The 21,637-nt window shown below is 62.5% G+C and carries 23 protein-coding genes and 1 tRNA gene; 8 read left to right on the top strand and 16 right to left on the bottom strand.

Annotated features, from left to right (window positions below):
* Positions 1-170 precede the first annotated feature (170 nt).
* The gene (gene rpoH / locus P3T43_RS27325) at positions 171-1,106 is read right to left on the bottom strand and encodes an RNA polymerase sigma factor RpoH (protein WP_429284127.1); all 936 of its coding nucleotides are present in this window, start codon (positions 1,104-1,106) and stop codon (positions 171-173) included.
* A gap of 560 nt (positions 1,107-1,666) precedes the next feature.
* Here rpoH and P3T43_RS27320 point away from each other — a divergent pair.
* Positions 1,667-2,050, top strand: a complete 384-nt coding sequence (locus P3T43_RS27320; protein ID WP_429284126.1) for a nuclear transport factor 2 family protein — start codon at positions 1,667-1,669, stop codon at positions 2,048-2,050.
* Between the two features lie 117 nt (positions 2,051-2,167).
* Here the strand turns inward: P3T43_RS27320 and ybiB are convergent, their stop codons facing one another.
* Positions 2,168-3,142: a DNA-binding protein YbiB gene (gene ybiB, locus P3T43_RS27315; protein ID WP_429284125.1), complete on the bottom strand. Its 975-nt coding sequence runs from the start codon at positions 3,140-3,142 to the stop codon at positions 2,168-2,170.
* Positions 3,143-3,441: 299 nt separating this feature from the next.
* Between ybiB and P3T43_RS27310 the strand changes: the two genes are divergently transcribed.
* Both P3T43_RS27310 and maiA read left to right on the top strand, forming a co-directional pair.
* Complete coding sequence (locus P3T43_RS27310; RefSeq protein WP_429284124.1) at positions 3,442-4,140, top strand: fumarylacetoacetate hydrolase family protein; 699 nt, start codon at positions 3,442-3,444, stop codon at positions 4,138-4,140.
* A gap of 28 nt (positions 4,141-4,168) precedes the next feature.
* Positions 4,169-4,813 (top strand): maleylacetoacetate isomerase, encoded by a 645-nt coding sequence (gene maiA, locus P3T43_RS27305; RefSeq protein ID WP_429284123.1) that lies wholly within the window; start codon positions 4,169-4,171, stop codon positions 4,811-4,813.
* A 109-nt stretch (positions 4,814-4,922) separates the two neighbouring features.
* Here maiA and ftsY read toward each other — a convergent pair whose 3' ends face one another.
* Positions 4,923-6,158: a signal recognition particle-docking protein FtsY gene (gene ftsY, locus P3T43_RS27300; protein ID WP_429284122.1), complete on the bottom strand. Its 1,236-nt coding sequence runs from the start codon at positions 6,156-6,158 to the stop codon at positions 4,923-4,925.
* A gap of 360 nt (positions 6,159-6,518) precedes the next feature.
* Here ftsY and rsmD point away from each other — a divergent pair, with 360 nt between their 5' ends.
* From rsmD to P3T43_RS27285, 3 genes are all read left to right on the top strand, one after another.
* On the top strand, positions 6,519-7,133 hold the full coding sequence (gene rsmD / locus P3T43_RS27295) for a 16S rRNA (guanine(966)-N(2))-methyltransferase RsmD (protein ID WP_429284121.1): 615 nt from the start codon (positions 6,519-6,521) through the stop codon (positions 7,131-7,133).
* 113 nt (positions 7,134-7,246) lie between these two features.
* Positions 7,247-7,759, top strand: coding sequence for a pantetheine-phosphate adenylyltransferase (gene coaD / locus P3T43_RS27290; RefSeq protein WP_429284120.1), 513 nt, complete (start codon positions 7,247-7,249; stop codon positions 7,757-7,759).
* A gap of 65 nt (positions 7,760-7,824) precedes the next feature.
* Positions 7,825-8,079 (top strand): YfhL family 4Fe-4S dicluster ferredoxin, encoded by a 255-nt coding sequence (locus P3T43_RS27285; protein WP_429284119.1) that lies wholly within the window; start codon positions 7,825-7,827, stop codon positions 8,077-8,079.
* A gap of 226 nt (positions 8,080-8,305) precedes the next feature.
* Here P3T43_RS27285 and hisC read toward each other — a convergent pair whose 3' ends face one another.
* The 8 genes from hisC to P3T43_RS27245 form a co-directional block, all read right to left on the bottom strand.
* The gene (gene hisC / locus P3T43_RS27280; protein WP_429284118.1) at positions 8,306-9,376 is read right to left on the bottom strand and encodes a histidinol-phosphate transaminase; all 1,071 of its coding nucleotides are present in this window, start codon (positions 9,374-9,376) and stop codon (positions 8,306-8,308) included.
* 42 nt (positions 9,377-9,418) lie between these two features.
* Complete coding sequence (pth, locus tag P3T43_RS27275; protein WP_429284117.1) at positions 9,419-10,021, bottom strand: aminoacyl-tRNA hydrolase; 603 nt, start codon at positions 10,019-10,021, stop codon at positions 9,419-9,421.
* A gap of 132 nt (positions 10,022-10,153) precedes the next feature.
* A complete protein-coding gene (locus P3T43_RS27270; RefSeq protein WP_429284116.1) occupies positions 10,154-10,780 on the bottom strand; it encodes a 50S ribosomal protein L25/general stress protein Ctc in 627 nt (208 codons plus the stop codon).
* Between the two features lie 168 nt (positions 10,781-10,948).
* Entirely contained in the window at positions 10,949-11,905 is a 957-nt protein-coding gene (locus P3T43_RS27265; RefSeq protein WP_429284180.1) for a ribose-phosphate pyrophosphokinase, read from the bottom strand.
* 45 nt (positions 11,906-11,950) lie between these two features.
* Positions 11,951-12,027 (bottom strand) — tRNA-Gln (locus P3T43_RS27260).
* Positions 12,028-12,080: 53 nt separating this feature from the next.
* The gene (gene ispE, locus P3T43_RS27255; RefSeq protein WP_429284115.1) at positions 12,081-12,962 is read right to left on the bottom strand and encodes a 4-(cytidine 5'-diphospho)-2-C-methyl-D-erythritol kinase; all 882 of its coding nucleotides are present in this window, start codon (positions 12,960-12,962) and stop codon (positions 12,081-12,083) included.
* Positions 12,963-13,004: 42 nt separating this feature from the next.
* The gene (gene lolB / locus P3T43_RS27250) at positions 13,005-13,661 is read right to left on the bottom strand and encodes a lipoprotein insertase outer membrane protein LolB (RefSeq protein ID WP_429284114.1); all 657 of its coding nucleotides are present in this window, start codon (positions 13,659-13,661) and stop codon (positions 13,005-13,007) included.
* Positions 13,661-15,502, bottom strand: a complete 1,842-nt coding sequence (locus P3T43_RS27245; protein WP_429284113.1) for a tetratricopeptide repeat protein — start codon at positions 15,500-15,502, stop codon at positions 13,661-13,663. Before P3T43_RS27245 ends, lolB begins: the two co-directional genes overlap by 1 nt.
* Before the next feature lie 87 nt (positions 15,503-15,589).
* On the opposite strand from P3T43_RS27245, the gene mutM reads away from it, so the two are divergent.
* Positions 15,590-16,420: a bifunctional DNA-formamidopyrimidine glycosylase/DNA-(apurinic or apyrimidinic site) lyase gene (gene mutM / locus P3T43_RS27240; RefSeq protein ID WP_429284112.1), complete on the top strand. Its 831-nt coding sequence runs from the start codon at positions 15,590-15,592 to the stop codon at positions 16,418-16,420.
* Between the two features lie 7 nt (positions 16,421-16,427).
* Positions 16,428-17,558 (top strand): A/G-specific adenine glycosylase, encoded by a 1,131-nt coding sequence (mutY, locus tag P3T43_RS27235; protein WP_429284111.1) that lies wholly within the window; start codon positions 16,428-16,430, stop codon positions 17,556-17,558.
* Between the two features lie 50 nt (positions 17,559-17,608).
* On the opposite strand, the gene P3T43_RS27230 is transcribed toward mutY, so the two are convergent.
* The 5 genes from P3T43_RS27230 to hpf all read right to left on the bottom strand — a co-directional run bounded on the left by P3T43_RS27230 (position 17,609) and on the right by hpf (position 21,557).
* Positions 17,609-18,241, bottom strand: coding sequence for an LON peptidase substrate-binding domain-containing protein (locus P3T43_RS27230; RefSeq protein ID WP_429284110.1), 633 nt, complete (start codon positions 18,239-18,241; stop codon positions 17,609-17,611).
* Positions 18,242-18,280: 39 nt separating this feature from the next.
* Complete coding sequence (rapZ, locus tag P3T43_RS27225; protein WP_429284109.1) at positions 18,281-19,174, bottom strand: RNase adapter RapZ; 894 nt, start codon at positions 19,172-19,174, stop codon at positions 18,281-18,283.
* A gap of 108 nt (positions 19,175-19,282) precedes the next feature.
* Complete coding sequence (gene hprK / locus P3T43_RS27220) at positions 19,283-20,251, bottom strand: HPr(Ser) kinase/phosphatase (RefSeq protein ID WP_429271135.1); 969 nt, start codon at positions 20,249-20,251, stop codon at positions 19,283-19,285.
* Between the two features lie 135 nt (positions 20,252-20,386).
* The gene (locus P3T43_RS27215; protein WP_429284179.1) at positions 20,387-20,902 is read right to left on the bottom strand and encodes a PTS sugar transporter subunit IIA; all 516 of its coding nucleotides are present in this window, start codon (positions 20,900-20,902) and stop codon (positions 20,387-20,389) included.
* 295 nt (positions 20,903-21,197) lie between these two features.
* Positions 21,198-21,557 (bottom strand): ribosome hibernation-promoting factor, HPF/YfiA family, encoded by a 360-nt coding sequence (hpf, locus tag P3T43_RS27210; RefSeq protein ID WP_429284108.1) that lies wholly within the window; start codon positions 21,555-21,557, stop codon positions 21,198-21,200.
* Between the last annotated feature and the right edge of the window lie 80 nt (positions 21,558-21,637).

The following is a 21,637-nucleotide window of genomic DNA, read 5'->3' as shown; positions in this document are numbered from 1 at the left end:
TGGCATTGGGTCGCGGCGGGCAGCCGTCGACCTCAGTAATACAAGCAAGCTTGCGTTACGTCAAGGAAACGGCGGGGCCGATTTCCTGGGGGTGAAAAGAAAAAGCCCCGCCGTCTCACGAGGGCAGGGCTAGTGGCTGGCAGGGCGCCGGATGGTGCCCTACAGCAGCGTTACGCGTACTCGTTCAGTGCGCTGCGCATCTTCTTCATGGCGCTGGCTTCGATCTGGCGAATCCGCTCCGCCGACACGCCGAATTCGTCGGCGAGATCGTGCAGCGTCGAACCACCCGAACCATCGTCTTCGACCTGCAGCCAGCGGGCCTCAATGATGCGGCGGCTGCGTGCATCCAGCGATTCCAGCGCGCTGGCGATACCGTCGCTCTGCAGCCTGTCGCGCTGGCGCGCGGAGAGCACAGCCGTCGGCTCGCTGTGCGAGTCGGCCAGATACGCGATTGGCGCGAACGCTTCCTCGCCGTCCTCGACCTGACCTTCCAGCGCGATATCGCCGCCGGCCAGACGCGTTTCCATCTCCGACACTTCCTCGCGCTTCACATTCAGTTCCTTCGCGAGACCTTCGATCTCGTCCGGCGTGAATGCGCCCAGGCCCTGCTTGTGGCTGCGCAGGTTGAAGAACAGCTTGCGCTGCGCTTTGGTGGTGGCGACCTTCACCATGCGCCAGTTGCGCAGGATGTATTCGTGAATCTCAGCCTTGATCCAGTGCATGGCGTACGACACGAGCCGTACGTTCTGCTCCGGATCGAAGCGCTTGACGGCCTTCATCAGGCCGATATTGCCTTCCTGGATCAGGTCGGCATGCGGCAGGCCGTAGCCCAGATAGTTACGCGCGATCGAAACCACCAGCCGCAGGTGCGACAGGACAAGGCGACGCGCAGATTCCAGGTTGGCCTGGCCGCGAAATTCAGTGGCGAACTGGCGTTCTTCCGCCGGCGTCAGCATCGGAATCCGGTTCACGGCCTGGATGTAGGCGTCGATATTGCCCAGTTGACCAGGCAGCAGCGAAGAATGCGAGAGCGCGAGTGCACCTGCCGAAGCGGCCTTAGCCGACGACGGGCTCAGAGTACTCGGAAGGGTCATTGCGTGGCTCACGTAGAAAACTCCTTGGTATTACCAAATAGCTCAGTCGAACTTCGACTTCAGCGTGGATGTTAGCACTCTGAATAACCGAGTGCTAATACTTAGAGCGTGTGGGGGTATCCTGGTTCCCGCATGGCTATTGAAATTTGGATTTCAATAGCATCATACCCTTTATGCAGTCTCCCGGTGATGAGCGTAGGATCTGCCGTAGATGGCGTCTGTCGGTGCAGAATCACCCGTTTTAGGCCTTTTGAGGTGGCAATCTGACGGCTTTTGGCATTCTTATGAAGATTTATTGCTCTAACAGCGTCTTGTAGATAGAGCGTTTACTCGGTATTTGGCGGGGCGCTTCCCGTGGAAAAGCTCGGTTCGGGCTGGGGGCGGGGGCCGGATTCGATCGGTGGCATGCCGGCAGCCATCAAACGTAACGGGTGCGTGACCAGATTGAGCAGCTGGCGAACGGCGGTATCAAAGAGCCGGATCCTGGTATAAATTTTAGCCAGCTACATTTGCAACGTAACTTCTCACGACCGTGGCCGCTGTCGGCCCCGTCGAGGCAAAGGGGCTGAGCAATGGCCGAAAAGGTGATCGAAGCGATTCGCGGACTCGAGCGCGACCGCTTTCGCGCGATGGTCGATGGCAACGGGCCGTTGCTCGACACGCTGCTCTCCGACAACGTGAGCTATATCCATACGAATGGCAAACGCGAATCGAAGCAGCAGTTCATTGACGGCATTACCGCCGGACGCCGTCGCTACCGGCAGATCGAGATCCAGTCGCAAGATGTGCTGCCCGCGGGGCGTGAGAGCTTCATCGTGACCGGCCGCGCGTTGATCGAGATGGAGGCGAACAACGGCGCGTTGCTGTTTCCAATCGCGTATACAGCGATTCACGCTCAGGTGGATGGGCAATGGCGGCTGGTGGCGTGGCAGGCGACACGTTGCGCGATCGAGTGAGGGCGCTAGCGGTCTGGTCGCGCGCGCGTGGCGTGCGTGTCAGGCGCCGAGGCGCCAGGCTGCGCGTGGGACCTTGCGCAGCCCTTGCGGCGCCGCGTTAAGGCCTTGTGAAGGCTGTCACAGCGAGATTCTTGCGATATCCACGATCACTTCGATTTGCCGTTCGATCGCGCCGGGCACCGGCGCCTCGCCGCGCAGCACGGCATCGATCCATGCGGCAGTGGTCGCCGCGTCGCGCGCTTCCGGCAGCGCCACCTCGGGCGCGTCAGCTGACGAGCGTTCAGCGGCCACGCGCGTATCGCAGATGCCGTCATGCAGCCAGTCGATCTGGACCTGACGGCGCGTATCGGCGACCGCCTCGCCCTCCGTGCCGCGCGCGAGGAGCGCACCGCCAGCGGCGGCATCCGGATGCGTGCTGAACAACTGCGTGAGGCTCTCGCGATAGGGCGGGTGCGTATAGTTCACGAGCCGCAGCCCTGCTGGCGCGAACGGCTGCAGGATCTTCACCAGCGTATGCGTGGAATTGCGCACGCCCATGCGGCGCCGCAAGGCGAGCAGGCGCGCGAGCTTCGGCGCGAGGGTGGCGATCGGCGCGAAGGCCAGACGTCGCGCGGCCAGGCTGTCTTCAATCTCCGCGTGCGTTTGCGCGTGTGCGATCTGCAGATGCGCGAAGATTTCAGCACTGGTCACGCGGCCGGGATCTTCGGTGACGCCGTGCACGAGTACCGGCACGCCTTCGCGGGCCAGCAGCAGCGCGAGCAGCGGCACCAGATTCGGCTGCTTGCGGGCCCCGTTGTAGCTCGGAATGGAAACTGGCCGGAAGGCGCTGTGCGCGATCTGCACCGGCTCGAACGACGCGTGGGCGGCTGCCAGCATGGCGGCCAGTTCATCGGCGGATTCGCCCTTTACCCGATAGGCCAGCAGCACCGCGCCGAGTTCCAGTTCGCCGACCCGTCCGTCGAGCATCGCGCTGTAGAGCGCCTGGGTGTCCTCGGACGTGAGCGCGCGGGCGCCGTTCGGTCCGCGGCCGATCTCCTTGATAAAACGGGCGCAGGGAAACGGGGAGGAGGCGATTTCGGCTGATTCGGTCATCGGGTTCAGTGGGGCTGGGTGGTCAGGCGCTTTAAGCGGTGGCCACGGTGTTCATCAGAGATCGAGGTGTTGCTGCCGCGCGGCCCGAGAAGACCCGCGCGGCGACACGGGTACTGAGTATCGCATCTATACCGATTTTGCAGGCTGCCAGGCAGCGGGCGACAACGTATGACCGCGTGCTCGTCAGCGGCTAAGGCGTGGTGCGCCTGTGCCACCCTCGCGGCGCCGGTGCTCGCCCTCGCGTTACACTCATCGCTTTATTGCCGCACACGCGGCGCCTATCAGGATTGGAGAACGGGATGAGTTACGTGTTTGCTCCCGCACCGGTGGTCGCGGTGCCCGTCGTCGGGTCGAGCGATCAGTTCGCGGTGCGTCGCATCTACTGTGTGGGCCGCAATTACGAGGCGCACGCGCGCGAGATGGGGCACGACCCTGACCGCGAGCCGCCGTTCTTCTTCAGCAAGCCCGCCGACGCGGTGATCTATGTCGCGCCCGGCGCGACCGGCGAATTTCCGTATCCGCCGCAGTCGAAAAACGTGCACTTCGAGATGGAGCTGGTCGCGGCCATCGGCAAGGCGGGTAAAGACATCTCGGTCGAGCAGGCGCTCGACCATGTCTACGGATACGCGCTCGGGCTCGACATGACGCGGCGCGACTTGCAGGCCGAAGCCAAGAAGCTGGGCCGTCCGTGGGACACCGCGAAGGGTTTCGATCACTCGGCACCGCTCGGTCCGATTCATCCGGCCGCGAAAGTGGGACGGGTGGACAAGGGCGCGATCTGGCTGACGGTCAACGGCGCGGAAAAGCAGCGTTCGGACGTGTCGCAGTTGATCTGGTCGGTGGCGGAGACGGTGGCTTATCTGTCGACGCTGTTCGAACTGCAGCCCGGCGATCTGATCTTCACCGGCACGCCCGAAGGCGTCGGTGCGGTGGTCAAGGGCGACACGATGAAGGGCGGCGTGGACGGGCTGGGCGAATTCAGCGTGCGTGTCGTCTGAGCGTGCGTCTGGGAGGAGACAGGTCAATATGAAGCTTTACAGCTATTTCCGCAGCTCGGCGGCGTTTCGCGTGCGCATTGCACTGAATCTGAAGAATCTGCCTTACGACTACGCACCGGTGCACCTTCTGCGCGACGGTGGCGAGCAGCTCAAACCGGCTTACCGCAGTCTGAATCCGGATGCGATCGTGCCCACCTTCGTGGAGGGCGATCACGTGCTGCAACAGTCGCTCGCGATCATCGAGTATCTGGAAGAAACGCATCCGGAGCCGCCGCTGCTGCCGAAGTCGCCGGTGGATCGCGCGTATGTGCGCTCGGTGGCGCTGCAGGTCGCGTGCGAGATCCATCCGCTAAATAATCTGCGCGTGCTGAAATATCTCAAGCACTCGGTCGGCACCGACGATGCAACGCGTGACGAGTGGTATCGGCACTGGATCGAGTCCGGCTTTGCCACGCTCGAGCAGCATCTGGCGGGCGATTCGCGCACCGGCAAACTGTGTTTCGGCGACACGCCGACCTTGGCTGACGCCTGTCTCGTGCCGCAGGTGTTCAACGCGCAGCGCTTCAAGATCGACGTGGGACAGTTTCCGACGATCCAGCGCATTTACGATCACGCGACGCAGCTCGACGCTTTCGCGCGGGCGGCGCCCGGTGTGCAGCCGGACGCGGAGTGAGGCGGCTTGTCGACTGATTGAGCGGCGTGTCCGTCCGACAGGTGTGAAAGCAAAGAGGGCGCTCCATGGAGCGCCCTCTTTGTTGGTGCAGCGAACGCCGCTGTGACGCTTAGGTGTCCAGCAAAGCGTCGGAAAACTCTTCCGCGCTGAACGGCTGCAAATCTTCGACCTTCTCGCCAACGCCGATGAAGTACACCGGAATGGGTCGTTGCCGCGCGATCGCCGCGAGAATCCCGCCCTTGGCCGTGCCGTCGAGCTTGGTGACGATCAGGCCGGTGAGGCCCAATGCGTCGTCGAAAGCTTTGACTTGCGTGAGCGCGTTCTGACCGGTATTGGCGTCGATGACGAGCAATACTTCGTGCGGGGCGCTGTCCATGGCCTTGCCGATCACGCGCTTGACCTTGCGCAGCTCCTCCATGAGATGCAGCTGGGTTGGCAGACGACCGGCCGTGTCGGCCATCAGCACGTCGATCTTGCGTGCGCGCGCGGCGCCCACCGCGTCGAAGATCACGGCAGCCGGATCGCCGCTTTCCTGCGACACCACCGTCACGTTGTTGCGTTCGCCCCAGATTGCGAGCTGTTCGCGAGCGGCGGCGCGGAACGTGTCGCCGGCGGCGAGCAGCACGGACTGATCGAAGCTCTGCAGATGCTTCGCGAGCTTGCCGATGCTGGTGGTTTTACCGGCGCCGTTCACGCCTGCGATCATCATGACGAGCGGCTGGGCACGACCCAGCATCAGGGACTTTTCCAGCGGCTTGAGCAGGTCGATCAACAGGGTACGCAGCGCGGCCTTGACCTGTTGCGGGTCGGTCAGCCGCTCGGCGCGCACCTTTTCGCGCAGCGATTCGAGCAGGAATTCGGTGGCGTCTACCCCTGCGTCGGACATCAGCAGGGCGGTTTCGAGCTCCTCATACAGATCGTCGTCGATCTTGGCGCCGATGAAGATACCCGTCAGGTTCGAGCTGGTCTTGGACAGGCCGCTCTTCAGGCGGGTGAGCCAGGACTTCTTCGCGGCGGCCTCGGGCAGCGGCGGCGGCACGATTTCGACGGTTTCGAGCGTGCTTTCGTCAGACTCCACCGGAATTGGGGGGCGCGGTTTGCCGGTGGCAGGCGTGGCTTGCAGGGCGGTGGCGCCGACCGGCTGCGGCGCGACGGGGATTGCTGTGCCGGACGGACGCGCCACGGGCGCACCGGAAGTTGGCGCGGCGCTACGCTGCGTGCCGACAGGCGCGGTACCTGAGGCGGCACCTGACGCGGGCGCGACGGATTCCGGCGCCGTCTGCGAGTCCTCGGGCGTTGCGTCGGGCTCTTTCGAACCCTTGAATCGTTTGAAAAAGCTGAACATGGTCTGGCGTGGTGAGAGCGAGCGCCGGTGCGCGCAGCCGGCAAGAACCGGTGGCAGCGGCAGACAGCGTGGCAATGCGGGATGCAAGGCGCTGGAAGCGGGTCATTTTATCAGGCGTGGGTGGAACCGCCCGCCAAACCTGTCGCTTCCCTCCTGGCCCCTGAGAGGGCGGCAATGCGCGACGAGGCTGCCTGCGGCGGGGATAGCGTGGCGCAACCCCGCGCTTTCGTGCGGACGCCAGCATTGGCCAATCAGCCAGGGTGAGATGCGTGCCACGCTGTGGTAACGTTGGCGCTCCAACCCCACTGCTAGCAATCGCCCGCGGGCAAATCGCCTAACCGTTTAACTGTTCGAATCTGCATGCCCCGTACTTCTGCACCCCGAGCGCCTGGCGCGTCACCCAACCGCGGCAAGCCGCACGCCATCCGCATCATCGGCGGCGTCTGGAAGCGCACGCCGTTGCCCGTGCTCGACCTCGACGGTCTGCGCCCCACGCCGGACCGCGTGCGCGAGACGCTCTTCAATTGGCTCGGTCAGCGCCTCGACGGCCAGCGTTGCCTCGATCTGTTCGCCGGCAGCGGCGCGCTGGGCTTCGAGGCGGCTTCGCGCGGCGCGGCTCGCGTTCTGATGGTGGAGCGCCACGCAAAGGCGGCCGAGCAGTTGCGCGCCAATCAGGCACGCCTCGCACCGAATACGATTGAAATCGCCGAAGCGGACGCGCTGCGTCTCGCAGCAAGCCTTGCGCCCGCTTCGTTCGACGTCGTCTTCCTCGACCCGCCGTTCGGCTCGGACCTGTTGGGCCGCGCGCTGGAGCTGGCCATCCCGCTCGTCAGCGCCGAAGGATTCCTCTACGTGGAAGCTGGCGATGCGCTCGAGATCGCACAGACGCCCGTGCTGGTGGGCTGGACCGTCGTGCGGCACGGCAAGGCTGGGGCAGTCCACTATCATTTGCTGCAGCGCGAAAATGAGGAATAATGCGCGTTCTAAACCAAGCGCCAGACGGCCAGCCGTCACGCGTGCGACCGGCGGCAAACGCGTCCTGCGGGCGTGCTTGACGTGCCCATTTGTCTGAAAAGAGGAGAAGTCTCATGGTAGTCGCCGTGTACCCGGGTACGTTCGACCCGCTGACGCGCGGTCACGAAGACCTCGTTCGGCGCGCGTCGAGCATTTTCGACACGCTGGTGGTGGGCGTCGCCGACAGCCGCAACAAAAAGCCGTTCTTCACCCTCGAAGAGCGCCTGGATATTGCTCATGAAGTGCTCGGTCACTATCCGAACGTACAGGTCATGAGCTTCAAGGGGCTACTGAAGGATTTCGTCCGAACCAACAACGCGCGTGTCATCGTGCGTGGCCTGCGCGCCGTGTCGGACTTCGAATATGAGTTCCAGATGGCCGGCATGAACCGCTATTTGCTGCCGGACGTCGAGACCATGTTCATGACGCCGTCTGATCAGTACCAGTTCATCTCCGGCACCATCGTGCGCGAGATTGCGCAGTTGGGCGGCGACGTCAGCAAGTTCGTGTTTCCTTCCGTTGAAAAGTGGCTGAAGGACAAGGTGGCCTTGCTCGATCAGGACAGCGGCCAGGCGGCGCAATCCTAACCGGCGTAAACTGGCTGTTTGACGGAATGGCAGCCGGCCTCACGCCGGCGTGAAGTGAGAGAAGTATGGCCTTGATGATTACCGACGAGTGCATTAATTGCGACGTCTGCGAGCCTGAGTGCCCGAACGACGCAATTTCAATGGGCCCGGAAATCTATGTGATCGACCCGAAGAAATGCACCGAATGCGTCGGTCATTTCGATGAGCCGCAGTGTATTCAGGTGTGTCCGGTGGAGTGCATTCCACGCGATCCGCAGCATCTGGAGACGCCGGAAGGCTTAATGGCGAAGTATCACGCGTTGCAGTCCGCAAAGGCCTGAGAGGGCTCTTGCGAGGCAATGTCTGCCTCGCCGCGAGGCGATGACGGTTCGGCGTGTTCGACGTGGGCGCAGCCGGACTCCGTTTTGCCCCGCGTGGTCATTGCAGACGTGTCGGTGGCCGCTTCGGTAAGCTGGGCGACGTGCGGCGCTGCTGGCTCTGTTTGTGGCGCCCTCAACGTTGTCAGCGCCCTCAACGCCCTCAACGCCCTCAGCGCTCTAATCCCGTTCAAGCGCGAAACACGTCCCGTAACGCATCAAGCAACGTGTCGCATTCCGCGTCCGTGCCGATCGATATACGCAGATGCTGATCGACGCGTGGCGCCTTGAAATGGCGCACGAAAATCTCCTTATCCCGTAGGCGGGCGGCGAGCGTAGCCGCATCGTGGCCTTCGTGGCGGGCGAACACGAAATTCGCCCCTGAGGGCACGATGCGGAAACCCAGCGCGCTCAGGCCCGCCGACAGACGCTCGCGGCTGGCAATGACCTTCGCGCATGTGGCGCGAAACCAGGCGTCGTCCTGATACGCGGCAATCGCCGCGACCTGGGCCAGCCGGTCGAGCGGATATGAATTGAAGCTGTCCTTGACGCGAGTCAGCGCCTCGATGAGCGCCGCGTCGCCGAACGCAAATCCCACGCGCATGCCTGCCAGCGAGCGCGACTTCGAGACCGTCTGCACCACCAGCAGATTCGGATAACGGTCGATCAGCGAGACGGCCGACTGTCCGCCGAAATCCACATACGCCTCGTCGATCACCACGACGGATTCTGCATGCTGTGCCACCAGCCGCTCGATCTCTTGCAGCGGCAACGGGTGACCTGTCGGTGCGTTCGGGTTTGGCAACAGGATGCCGCCGTTGGGCAAAGCGTAATCGTCGACGCGGATGGCGAATGCGTCGTCGACGGCAATCGTCTGGTAGTCGACCTCGAAAAGCCGCGCGTAGGTCGGATAGAAGCTGTACGTGATGTCCGGAAACAGCAGCGGCTTGTCGTGTTTGAGCAGCGCCTGGAAGGTCAGCGCGAGCACTTCGTCCGAACCGTTACCGGCAAAGACCTGTTCGACGCGGATGCCGTGGTGCGCGGCGACGGTTTCACGCAGCTTGCGGGTGGTCGGATCGGGATAACGGCGCAGCGATTCTGCGCTATCGCCGAGTTCGCGACGGATCGCCTCCAGCACGCGCGGCGAAGGCGGATACGGATTCTCGTTGGTATTGAGCTTGACCGGATGGGCGAGCGCGGGTTGTTCGCCCGGCACATACGGTGTCAAACGATTAACGATGTCACTCCAGTAGCGGCTCAAGCAGACCTCCGTCGATATGTGATGACTGCACTTCGATCTCGCTCAGCTATTGCGATGCAATTGCATCACCGCCCGATCGAGCTCGCCCTTGACGACGAGCGGCATCTGCACCAGCGCCCGTTCGATGGACGCGTCGATCACCTCCTGCTCCTCGCGGCGCGGTGACTTGAGCACGAAGTTGGCAACGTCGGGCTTGGCGCCGGCGCGCGCGCTTTCCGGAATCAGATCGCGCGGATGCCCAATACCGATACGCAGCCGCCAATATTGCTGCGTCGTCAGATGCGCAGAGATGTCCTTGAGGCCGTTGTGGCCGCCACTGCCACCACCGAGCTTCAGTTTGACGGTGCCGGGCGGCAGATCGAGTTCGTCATGCGCGACAAGAATCTCGTCGGGCAGGATCTTGAAGAAATGCGCGAGCGCGACGACCGATTGCCCCGAACGGTTCATGTAAGTCTGCGGTTCGAGCAGATGGACCTCTTGGCCGTGCAGGCGGCCTTTCGCGTAGAAGCCGTGAAAACGGCGTTCATCGCGCAAGGTCGTGCCGGCTTCGCGCGCCAGTTGATCGACCAGCCAGAAGCCGGCGTTGTGGCGCGTCGCGGTATATTCGGCGCCCGGATTGCCGAGCCCCACGATCAGCTTGATCATGATTGATTAAGGGCCGGCGGCGTGCCACACGACCTGAAAAAATCCGAAAAAAAACCCGCCGGGGCGAACCGCGGCGGGTCACATCGTCCGTTCCATTGAAACGGATCGAGAGGATTGCTCGCTGTATGCAGCTTAGGCGGCCGGCGTTTCGCCTTCGCCTGCAGCCGGAGCAGCGGCGTCGCCTTCAGCGATTGCGCCAGCCGGGATCGTCGCGGATGCGACCACCGGGTTTTCTGCTTCAACGTGTGCAACCAGTGCGACGCCAGCCGGCAGGACGATGTCCTTGGCGTGCATCGTCTGACCAGCTTCGATCTTTGCGAGGTCGACTTCGAGGAATTCCGGCAGTGCCGACGGCAGGCACTCGATTTCGATTTCGTTCACGACGTGCGAGATCACCGCGCCCGACAGCTTGACAGCCGGGTTCGATTCCTGGTTCATGAAGTGCAGCGGCACCTTGGTGTGCAGCTTCTTCGATGCATCGACGCGTTGGAAGTCCACGTGCAGCACGAGCTGACGGAACGGATGGTATTGCACGTCGCGCAGCAGGACCTGTTGCGCCTTACCGGCGACTTCCAGATCGAGAATCGACGAATGGAAAACTTCTTTCTTCAGGGCGTGCCACAACGCGTTGTGATCAAGTTCGATCATTTGCGGTTCAGCACCAGCGCCATAAACGATTGCCGGCGTCTTGCCGGAAATACGCAGGCGGCGGCTCGCACCCGTACCATGCAGGGAACGCTCGAAAGCGACTACTTTCATTTTGAATCTCCAATGCACTGCCCGCGACCAGGCAGTAAAAACGGGGCCTTCACGCCATTGTGGCTGAGGCCCCAGACTCGACGGCACGAACCTTCGTCCGTTCATGCCGATTGTGCAAAAGCGCAGCGTGCGATGTTGTTGCAGCGCACGCCGCGCCCTCGCAAATACTTAACTTTCTGCGAACAGCGACATCACCGAATCGCCGCGGCGGATCCGCGAGAACGTTTCGGCCAGGAGACCTGCGCTTGTCAGCGAACGGATCTTGGCGCACGAGCGGGCTTCGTCGCCGAGCGGGATCGTGTCCGTAATCACCAGTTCGTCGAGCGCCGATGCCGCGATACGATCGCCAGCACCGCCGGACAGAACCGGGTGCGTTGCGTACGCGAAAACCTTCACGGCGCCGCGTTCCTTCAATACCTGTGCTGCCTTGCAAAGCGTGCCGGCGGTGTCGACCATGTCGTCCATGATCACGCAGGTACGGCCTTCGACTTCACCAATGATGTTCATCACTTCAGCAACATTCGCCTTAGGACGGCGCTTGTCGATGATCGCGAGATCGCAGTTCAGTTGCTTCGCCAATGCACGGGCGCGGACCACGCCACCGACGTCCGGCGACACGACCAGCAGGTTCTCGTGATTCTGCTTGCGCAGATCGCCGAGCAGCACGGGCGTTGCGTAGATGTTGTCAACCGGGATGTCGAAGAAGCCTTGAATCTGGTCAGCATGCAGATCCATGGTGATGATCCGCTCGACGCCGGCGATTTCCAGCATGTTCGCCACGACCTTCGCCGAGATCGCAACGCGCGCCGAACGGGGGCGACGATCTTGACGGGCATAGCCAAAGTAGGGGATAGCAGCAGTGATCCGGCCAGCGGATGCGCGCTTGAGCGCATCGACCATGATCATCAGTTCCATCAGGTTGTCGTTCGCGGGTGCGCAAGTGGACTGCAGGACGAACACATCCTTGCCACGCACGTTTTCCTGAATCTCGACTTGGATCTCACCGTCCGAAAAACGGCTGACCATCGCTTTGCCGAGGGGGATACCGAGGATTTTTACGACTTCGTGTGCAAGCGCGGGATTCGCGTTGCCAGTAAAAACCATCAGGCCGTCATGGCTGCTCATCATGCACCTGCTTCTGGCTGGGGGGCGAGGAACTGCGAGAATTTTTGGCAGGGGAGGAAGGACTCGAACCCTCGAATGCCGGAATCAAAATCCGGTGCCTTAACCAACTTGGCGACTCCCCTACACTAACTTTGAGCCTCACCGAGCGTGTAGGACACGCTCGACGATGCAAAACCTATGACGCGAAAGCGAAGAGTGGATGTGTATCCAGGCTTGCTGTGACTGCACTGTTCCATTCGCTCGGCAGTTTGGCTTGCGCCGCTTCTGCTTCTTCGCGAGTAGGAAACGCGGCAAAAACACTTGCACCCGATCCAGTCATCCGCGCCGGCGCGATGTTATCAAACCATCCCAGCACCTGCGCAACTTCCGCGTATTTTCCTACGACAACCTGCTGCATATCATTACGACCGAAACTGTCTGGCCATTCTGCGCTGCAACTATGTTGTGCAAGAAAGTCCGTAATTGTGAGGGGTTTTGAATCTCTTGTCAACGATTTTTCGGAAAAAATCGCTGCAGTTGGAACATGAACCCGCGGCGTCACAACAAGGAAATAACGAGCGGGCAATTGTACAGCCTCTAACGCTTCTCCGACACCCTCTGCGAACGCATTTTTTCCGAAAACGAAGAACGGCACGTCCGCACCGAGCTTGAGCGCGAGTGCCTGCAGTTCTTCGCGGGGCAAATCGAGCTTCCACAGACGGTTCAGCGCGAGCAGCGTGGTGGCGGCGTCCGAGCTGCCGCCGCCGAGACCCGCGCCCATCGGCAGACGTTTGTCGATCTCGATGTCGACGCCTTCCGTGCTGCCCGTGTGATTCTTCAGCAGCAGCGCGGCGCGCACGGTCAGGTCTTGCTCAGGGGGCACGCCAGAGACGTCGGAGCTGCGCGTGACGCGGCCGTCGTGGAGGCGGGTGAAATGCAGCGTGTCGCCCCAGTCGAGCAACTGGAACACGGTCTGCAGCGCGTGATAGCCATCCGGCCGGCGGCCGGTGATATGCAGGAAGAGATTCAGCTTCGCTGGCGCGAGGCAATCGCGCAGCGAATCGTTCGTTTCAATCATGAGTCGGGGCAGGGCGGTGGCCCCGCTTGCTAATCTATTGGTCTATTGGTCGAGCACGAGCTTGATGTCGAGCGGCGGCTGTTCGCGGGCCAGATTGACGCGCTTGAGGCCGGTGGCCGGCGCGTCGGCATACGCGAGGTAAGTGATGGTCCAGCCGTCCTGGACGATCTCCTTCAGGTGCGACGGGTTCTGCGGATCCGGTTCGGTCTTTGCCCGCGAAGATGGCGCGGCCGATGGCTGCAGCCAGTAACGCAAGCCTTCGACCGGCAATGCGAAGCCGAGCGCGTTCTGCATCAGCGTCGAGACGTTGTCGGCCGTGAGCGGCTGGCGATTCGGCAGTTCAAGCGAAGCCGAAGCCGGCGAAGACGTGATGATGGCCAGCGTCTGCCCAAGCGGATTGCGCAGCTGCAGCGTGACCGTGTCGCCCGCTTCCTGCCAGTCGAAGTTGCCGTAGGCATTGCGCTGCTGGCCGTTCTGATCGACGTACTGCACGGCAAAGCGGCCGTGATAGGCCCGGCTCGTCTGCGCGGTGACGGAGGTCGTCGCGTTCGAAGTGGACGGCTCACGCGGCTTGACCGAGGCACACCCGGCCAGCGCGACGATCGCCGCCGCCGCGAGCCCCAGCGCGGCACGACGCGGTGCCTGAGGATAAGCGAACAGGCGGCCGAATGACAGGAAAGAGCGGTTCGAAATGAGCATCAGAGATCGTTCACCTGAAAACGTTTGAGCGTTTTGAGGAGCGTATCGTTGTCAGGTTCAAGCTTGCGCGCTTCGCGCCAGGCGTCGCGCGCCTGATCCTGCGCGCCGGTCTTCCACAATACTTCGCCCAGGTGGGCGCCGATTTCCGCATTCGGTTGCAGGTCGTAGGCCTTGCGCAGCAACTTCAGCGCGTCCGACGTGTCGCCCAGCCGATATTTGACCCAACCCACGCTGTCCATGATGAACGCGTCGTCCGGTGCCAGCGACGCGGCCTTCTGGATCAGTTTGTCCGCTTCCTGCAGACGCACGCCGCGATCGGCGAGTGAATAGCCCAGCGCGTTATAGGCCTGCGGGTTGTCCGGTTGCGTATCGATCAGCTTGCGCAACTGCGCTTCCATCGTGTCGAAGTGGCCGTTTTTCTCGGCCGCCATCGCATAGTCGTAAGTCAGATCGGGGTCGTCCGGATAGTTCGCGGTAGCCTGGGCCAGACGGTCTTCCGCTTCCTGAAACCGCTTCGCATCGAACAGGATGGCCGCGTCCGTGCGTGCGATCAGCGCCTGATCGCGCGGATCCGGTGCCTGCAGACCGGCGAGCAGTTTGCGGGCGTCTTCCGTTTTACCCTGCTTGGCGAGCAGTTGGGCGCGGGTAATCTGCGCGGGAATATATTGCTGGCTCGACGGCGAAATCTTGTTGAGCCAGTTGCCTGCGGCCGCCTCGTTCTTCTGCTCGAGCGCCAATTGCGAAAGATAGATGTACGCCTGACCCGGATCGGCTCCCGGCGTTTTCTCTGCCTTCTGGGCGTACTGCTCCAGGAACGGCTGCGCGCCCGCGAAATCCTTCTTCTGGATGTCGATCAGCGCGAGCGCCATCAACGGCGTCAGGTCGTTCGGGTTGTCCTTGTGCATTGCCTCGAACTGCTTTTGCGCATCGTCGAGACGGTCGCTTGCGAGGTACATCTGCGCCAGCGCAAGGCGCGCATCATGCGATTTGGGATTCTGCTGGACGTATTTTTCGAGCGACGCGATGCCTTCCTTGCGCTCTTCCGGGCCCATCTGCGACAGCGTCAGCGCAGCCGGAAGATAGTCGGGCTTGATCGCGAGCGCCTGCTCGAGCGATTTGCGCGCGCCCGGCGCGTCGTTCGCCACGATCTGCTGACGGGCGATAGCCAGCAGCGCCTCGGGGCGGTTCATGTCGTTCTTCAGCAGGTCTTGCAGCACATGCAGGCCACCGACGCGATTCGGCCCGCGCGACACTAGCAATTGCAGCGAGAGGATGGCAGCGCCGCGGTTTTCTTCCGGCACTTTCATCAGTTCGCGCGCGAGCAGCGGTTCGGCGTCGTCGGGCTTGCCCGACAGCACGAGCAACGATGCATCGAGTTGCGCCGCGCGTTCCGACGAGGGCGCATACTGCTGCCACAATTGCGCAGCCGCCAACGCGTCCGAGGGACTCTGCGCGCCTAGCGCGATTTCCGTGGCGCGTTGCGCCATGCGCGGATCGTGCGTGTCGCGCGCCAGCGCGAGATAAGTCTGATACGCCGGCGCCGGTTGATCCCGCTGCAGCGCGACTTCGGCCGCGAGCACCTGGAACACGATCTGGCTCGTCAGCGGGATATCGGGCAGATTCTTTTGGTCTTCGGCCGTTTGCCCGCCGAGTGCATCGGGCATGGACACGGAGTTGTCATCCGAATCCGGCGAAGGGTCCTGCGCGTGCGCCGGCATGGCGGCGAGCGCCCACACGGCTAGCGCTGCCGCGCCGAGCAGACGGCGAGCGGACACGGCGCGCGGCACGCGGGAGCTGCGAGCCGGGCGCTTCGAAAACAGCTTCACGAAGGACAAGTTCATGGAAATCCGTTCAATGTTTCGGACGATTGTAACGCGCTCGCTACAATAAGCGCACAACCACTCACGCAAGTTGCAGACCAGTCAGACATGCCAGAGTTGCCAGAAGTTGAGGTTACCCGACGTGGGATCGAACCGTACGTTTCCGGACGCCGGGTCGAGCGCGTCGACGTCCGCACGCCCGCCCTGCGCTGGCCGATCCCCGCCGACCTTGCGAAAACCTTGCGAGGCCGTGTCGTCCACAAGGTGGAGCGGCGCGGCAAGTATCTGCTGTTCGAAATCGACGCGGGCTGGTTCATTGTGCACCTGGGCATGACCGGTACGCTGCGCGTGCTGCGCAACCTGCCACACCTGCCGGCGGCTGCGAAGCACGATCATATCGACTGGATCTTCGACGAGTTCATTCTCCGCTATCGCGACCCGCGGCGCTTTGGAGCGGTCCTATGGCATGCGCGCGAAGACGGCGGCGTGCTGGAACATCCGCTGCTCGCGGGGCTCGGCGTCGAACCGTTTTCACCGGCTTTTTCGGGCGCGTTGATGCACCGGCAGACGCGCGGGCGCAAGGTCTCCGTCAAGCAGGCGCTGCTCGCGGGCGAGATCGTGGTGGGTGTGGGCAATATTTACGCTTCCGAAAGCCTGTTTCGCGCGGGCATCCGGCCCACCACACCGGCAGGCCGTGTCTCGCTGGTCCGCTACGACCTGCTGGCGGACGCCGTGCGCCTGACGCTGGCGGCCGCCATCGAGAAGGGCGGCAGCACGCTGCGCGATTTCGTCGGCAGCGACGGTAACAGCGGCTACTTCCAGCTCGATTATTTCGTCTATGATCGGGCGGGGCTGCCTTGCCGCGTATGCGGAACACCGATCAAACAGATCGCGCAGGGGCAGCGCTCGACTTACTTCTGTCCGACCTGCCAGCGCTAACTCTCCGATGCCCTCTCGCTTATCGCCGTCCACGACGGCCAACGTACCCGTCTTGTCCGCATCGCCTGCGCTCGCCGATTTTTCAGCGCGGCTGATCGCCTGGCAGCGTCAGCATGGTCGTCACGACCTGCCCTGGCAGAATACGCGTGACGCGTATCGCATCTGGCTGTCGGAAATCATGTTGCAGCAGACCCAGGTGTCGACGGTGATTCCGTATTACGCGCGCTTCCTCGACCGTTTCCCGGATGTCGCCGCGCTCGCGGCCGCTCCGCTCGACGACGTGATGGCGCTCTGGGCCGGTCTCGGCTACTACTCGCGCGCACGAAACCTGCACCGCTGCGCGCAGGCGGTGGTCGAACTGCACGGCGGGGCGTTTCCGGCCTCCGTGGAGGCGCTGGCCGAACTGCCAGGCATTGGCCGCTCGACGGCCGCGGCGATTGCCTCATTTGCGTTTGGCGCGCGGGCGACGATTCTCGACGGCAATGTGAAGCGCGTGCTCGCGCGCGTGTTCGGCGTCGAAGGATTCCCGGGCGAGAAGCGCGTGGAAAACGCTATGTGGACGCTGGCCGAATCGCTGCTGCCATCCAACGCCAGCAATGCAGAAGTGAGCGCCTATACGCAGGGCTTGATGGATCTGGGCGCCACGCTGTGCATGCGCGGCAAGCCCGACTGCGAACGCTGCCCATTCGCGCCCGACTGCGTCGCAAAGGTGACCGGCCGGCAGCGGCAATTGCCCGCCGCGCGTCCGAAAAAGGCGGTGCCGACGCGCCGCACGTGGATGCTGGTGCTATGCGACGGCGACGCGGTGATGCTCGAAAAACGGCCCCCGTCAGGTATCTGGGGCGGCCTGTGGAGTTTGCCGGAAGCGGCTGATGAAGCGGCTCTGGCGGAGCGCGCACGCGAGTTCGGCGGCGACGGCGCGGTCTCGCCGCTTGCGCCGCTGACACACACGTTCACGCATTTTCGCCTTGATATCGAGCCACGCATTGCGGAACGGGGTCGCACTCGAGGCGGCAACACGGCGCTGGCATTAGGTGATGCTGAAACCGTGTGGGTCCCGTTGCGTGATATCGACGCGTATGGCGTACCCGCGCCCGTGCGCAAGCTGCTGGATGGGCTGCAAGGCTCGTTGCTGTAGGGCTTTACCGCGGGCACAGGCTGGTGGCGCGCTGGCGCGCGCCAGCGCCTTCACAAGAGTTGATGCTGCTGCATGTAGTGATGAACCACGTCGATGCGCGCTCCCGCATCCGTCAGTTCCATCAGCTTTTGCCGCGCTTTCAGGGCGATCGGCAGCACTTCCGACAGCCGGTTGGAGACCCAGCTCGGGTCTTCGAGTCTGAACGGTTCCGCAAACGGCAGGCTGTCCGGATCGCGTTCGCGAATCGTCGCAATGATCCGCTCCAGCACTTCCGCGCACGCGCCGAACTTGGCCAGGTGCTGGTTGCCTTCGAGCGGCATGTCGTCGGGTAGCCGTTCGGCCATACCCACCAGCAAGCCGCTGCTTTCCACTCGATGCGACAGCAGCCGGAAGCGCCGCGTGCCGCGCGCGCGGATCAGCAGCACGCCGAAGGTTTCGACATCGCATTCGTCGATTTCAGCGAGGCATCCAATGTTTTCCGGGACTGAGGGCTCATCCGGAAGCGCGACTTCACCCCCGCTTTTCAGCAGGCAGACACCGAACGGCGTCTTTTCGCGCAGACAGTCGCTCGCCATGTCCAGGTAGCGCGTTTCGAAGATCTTGAGCGGCAGCAGCCCGTCGGGGAACAGCACTGTGTGCAGCGGAAACAGCGGCACATCGGCAAGCACAGAAGTAGAGAACATGGCGCAACGCTTCGGGTTAAGGCCGCGCGATGCGGCCGGTTAAGCCACTAACTTCGATGATTCGCCGACGTCGACCGGCGCATCGCGGTGCCGCACGATTACATTGGCTTGCCTTGCAAGACGCGCGGCGAGTGTCTCGGCAATAAACACGGAACGATGCTGGCCGCCTGTGCAGCCGATCGCCACAGTCAGATAACTGCGGTTGTCGTCGCGAAAGTGCGGCAGCCATTTCGCGACGAACATTTCGATGTCGCCCATCATGTCGTGCACGACGGGCAATGCACCGAGGAAATCGATCACCGGCTTGTCGAGCCCGGTGAGTGGGCGTAGCTGATGATCGTAGTACGGGTTCGGCAGCGTGCGGACGTCGAACACGAAATCCGCGTCGAGCGGGACACCGCGCTTGAAACCGAACGATTCGAACATCAGCACCAAACCGCTGTGTTCCTGTTCGATAAAACGTTTGACCCAGGCGCGCAGCATGTTTGCGCGCAGGTTGCTGGTATCGATCTGATGACCGAATTCGGCCAGGTTCGCGACCAGTTCGCGCTCGCGCTCGATCGCTTCTTCAAGCGAGGTGAGCAGGCCGACGTCGGCATCGTGCGAGCTAGAACCGGAGAGCGGATGGCGGCGGCGCGTTTCGGAAAAGCGCTGGATCAGCGACTGCGTGCTCGCGTTCAGAAACAGCACCCGCACATCGTGCTGGCGCGACAGGTCGCGGATCATCGCAGGCATATCGTCGAGCGAGGCGCTCGAGCGCGCGTCGATCGCGACGGCGAGACGGTCGTGCCCGTCTTCCGCGAGATAACTGGCGAGTTGCGGCAGAAAGCGCGGCGGCAGGTTGTCGACGCAGTAGTAGCCAGCGTCTTCGAGCGCGTTCAGTGCAACGGATTTGCCGGAGCCGGAAATACCGGTGATCAGAATAATGCGCATGGAGTCGTCAAATCTGTACGTTTCATCATAGCATCCGCTCTCCATGCGTGGGCCACCTGCCAACGCATGCCGCGGGTACGTTGGGCAACGCTTGCGGCGTCCCGCTGCCTAGATCAGTTTGCCGGGAAACTGGCTGTCCGGGTCCTGCATGGCGAGGCGCTGGCGATCCATGAAGTCACGCAACGTGTCGATGCCACGCAATTGCAGGATCGTATTGCGCACGGCCGCTTCCACCAGCACGGCCAGGTTGCGGCCGGCGGCCACCTGAATGGTCACCTTGCTGATAGGCAAGCCGAGCACGTCGACAGTCTGGCTTTCGAGCGGCAGACGCTGGAATTCGCCATCCGGACGACGCACCAGTTGAACGATCAGCTTCAGTTTCATTTTGCGCCGGACGGCGGTTTCACCGAAGATGGTCTTGATGTCGAGCAGGCCCAGTCCGCGCACTTCCAGCAGATTCTGCAGAAGCGGCGGGCAGCGCCCTTCGACGAAGTCCGGCCCAAGGCGCACGAAATCCACTGCGTCGTCCGCCACGAGGCCGTGTCCGCGGCTGATCAGTTCGAGCCCGAGTTCGCTTTTGCCGAGACCGGAGTCGCCTGTGAGCAGCACGCCCATCCCGAGAATGTCGAGAAACACGCCGTGCAGCGTGGCGCGTGGCGCGAGGATGCGCGACATGTAGAGGCGCAGGCTGTCGATTACCGCGGCGGCCGACATTGGCGTCGTAAAGAGCGGCGTGGACGAACGCGTGCAGCGCAGGACCAGCTCCGGCGGCGCGGCGACGCCGCCTGCCACCACCAGAAACGGCGGCTCAAGGGCAATCAGCTCGGCCATATGGCGTGAGCGGTCTTCGTCGGACTGGCGCTGGTAGTAGTCGACTTCGGCGTCGCCGAGCACCTGGATGCGGTTCGGGTGGATCAGGTTCAAGTGGCCCACGAGGTCGGCACTCGAAGTGGCATAGGCCACTGTTTCTGCCGAGAAGCCGCGCTCCCAGCCTTCATGCCCCGTCAGCCAGCTGAGTTTCAGCATGGCGGCGTTATCGTCAAAAATGCTTTGGGCGTTGATGCTGGACGTATCCATGAGTCCGTGACTCCAGTGTGGGCCGCTATCTCGCGTTCGCAGGCTGCGCAAACATAGCCATGGCGGCCAGCTCGAACCGGCCGACATAGGCTCCGCGGGGCTGAGCCCCGTTGCACGCAGATTGTTGCAGATGCATCAAGGTTGCCACTGAGTGAGCAGCCGATGCAACGCGTCGCGGTCTTCTTCCGTGTGCAACCGCTCGCGGGCTTCGCGGTCGGACAGCAGTTGGGCGATTTCCGAGAGAATCTCGAGATGTTGCTGGGTAGCCTGTTCAGGGACCAGCAGGAAGATCAGCAACGATACCGGCTGACCGTCGGGTGATTCGAAGGGAATGGGATCTGCGAGACGCACGAACGCCGCGAGCGGCTGCTTCAAGCCTTTGATCCGGCCATGCGGAATCGCCACGCCTTCGCCAAGACCCGTCGACCCGAGGCGCTCGCGCGCAAACAGATTGTCAGTGACCGTGCTGCGGGCGATGCCGTTCTGGTTTTCGAAGATCAGGCCTGCTTGCTCGAAGACGCGTTTCTTGCTGGTGACCGACAGGCCGACGACGACGTTTTCGAGGGGAAGAAATTTGGCTAAACGATTCATGTTGGCAGGCGGAAACGTGGCCTGGATACTCCTCGCTGTGGCGTTTGAGTGGCGTTCCATTCTCGACTGATGCTCACGGCGATGTGTTCGGGGGCCCGAAAAAAGCAGGACGCCCGCTGAATAACCCCGATTGACCTCAATGGTAACCGGCTCATTATAGAACAGGGTGACCATACATGGTGCGACGCGCCATCCGCCGATCACACACCTTTTTGCGGTATTGCGTGAGCGTGGCGGGATGCTTTACCACCCACGCGGGGTGCCGCGACTGCTTCCAACGAAAAACCGCCCGTTGCCGGGCGGTTTAGCTGGGTCAGGAAAAAACCTTCTAATCCTGCCGGGTCCTGCCTGATGCTTATTGCGGCGGCACGTCCACTTGCGGCGCCAGCGGTTGATACTTGATCGCGTCGTGCTGATGACCTTGCAGGCGATCCTTGTGACGTATGACTTGCCGGTCGAGCTTGTCGATCATCAGATCAATCGCGGCGTATAGGTCGCCGTCACAGCTCTCGACAAAGATGTCCTTGCCCTTCAGATGCAGGTTGATTTCAACCTTCTGCCTCTTTTCCTTTTCCTTATGGTTGTCGACCGAGAGGACCACACTGCCATCGATCACCTGATCGAAATGTCTTAGCACCCTATCCAGTTTGGTGATCACGTATTCTCGCAACGCTGGCGTTACTTCGAGATGGTGTCCACTGATCTGCAGATTCATAGTGCTTCTCCAAGCTAGTGGCCGCTTGGTCCGCACGATGGAGCAGTACCGGTCGATCTGACGGCTCGCCTGTGTCGTCC

The organism is Paraburkholderia sp. GAS41 (assembly GCF_050436545.1).
In the GTDB taxonomy this organism is placed as follows: Bacteria; Pseudomonadota; Gammaproteobacteria; order Burkholderiales; family Burkholderiaceae; genus Paraburkholderia.
This window is presented reverse-complemented; position numbering and strand designations above follow the sequence as displayed.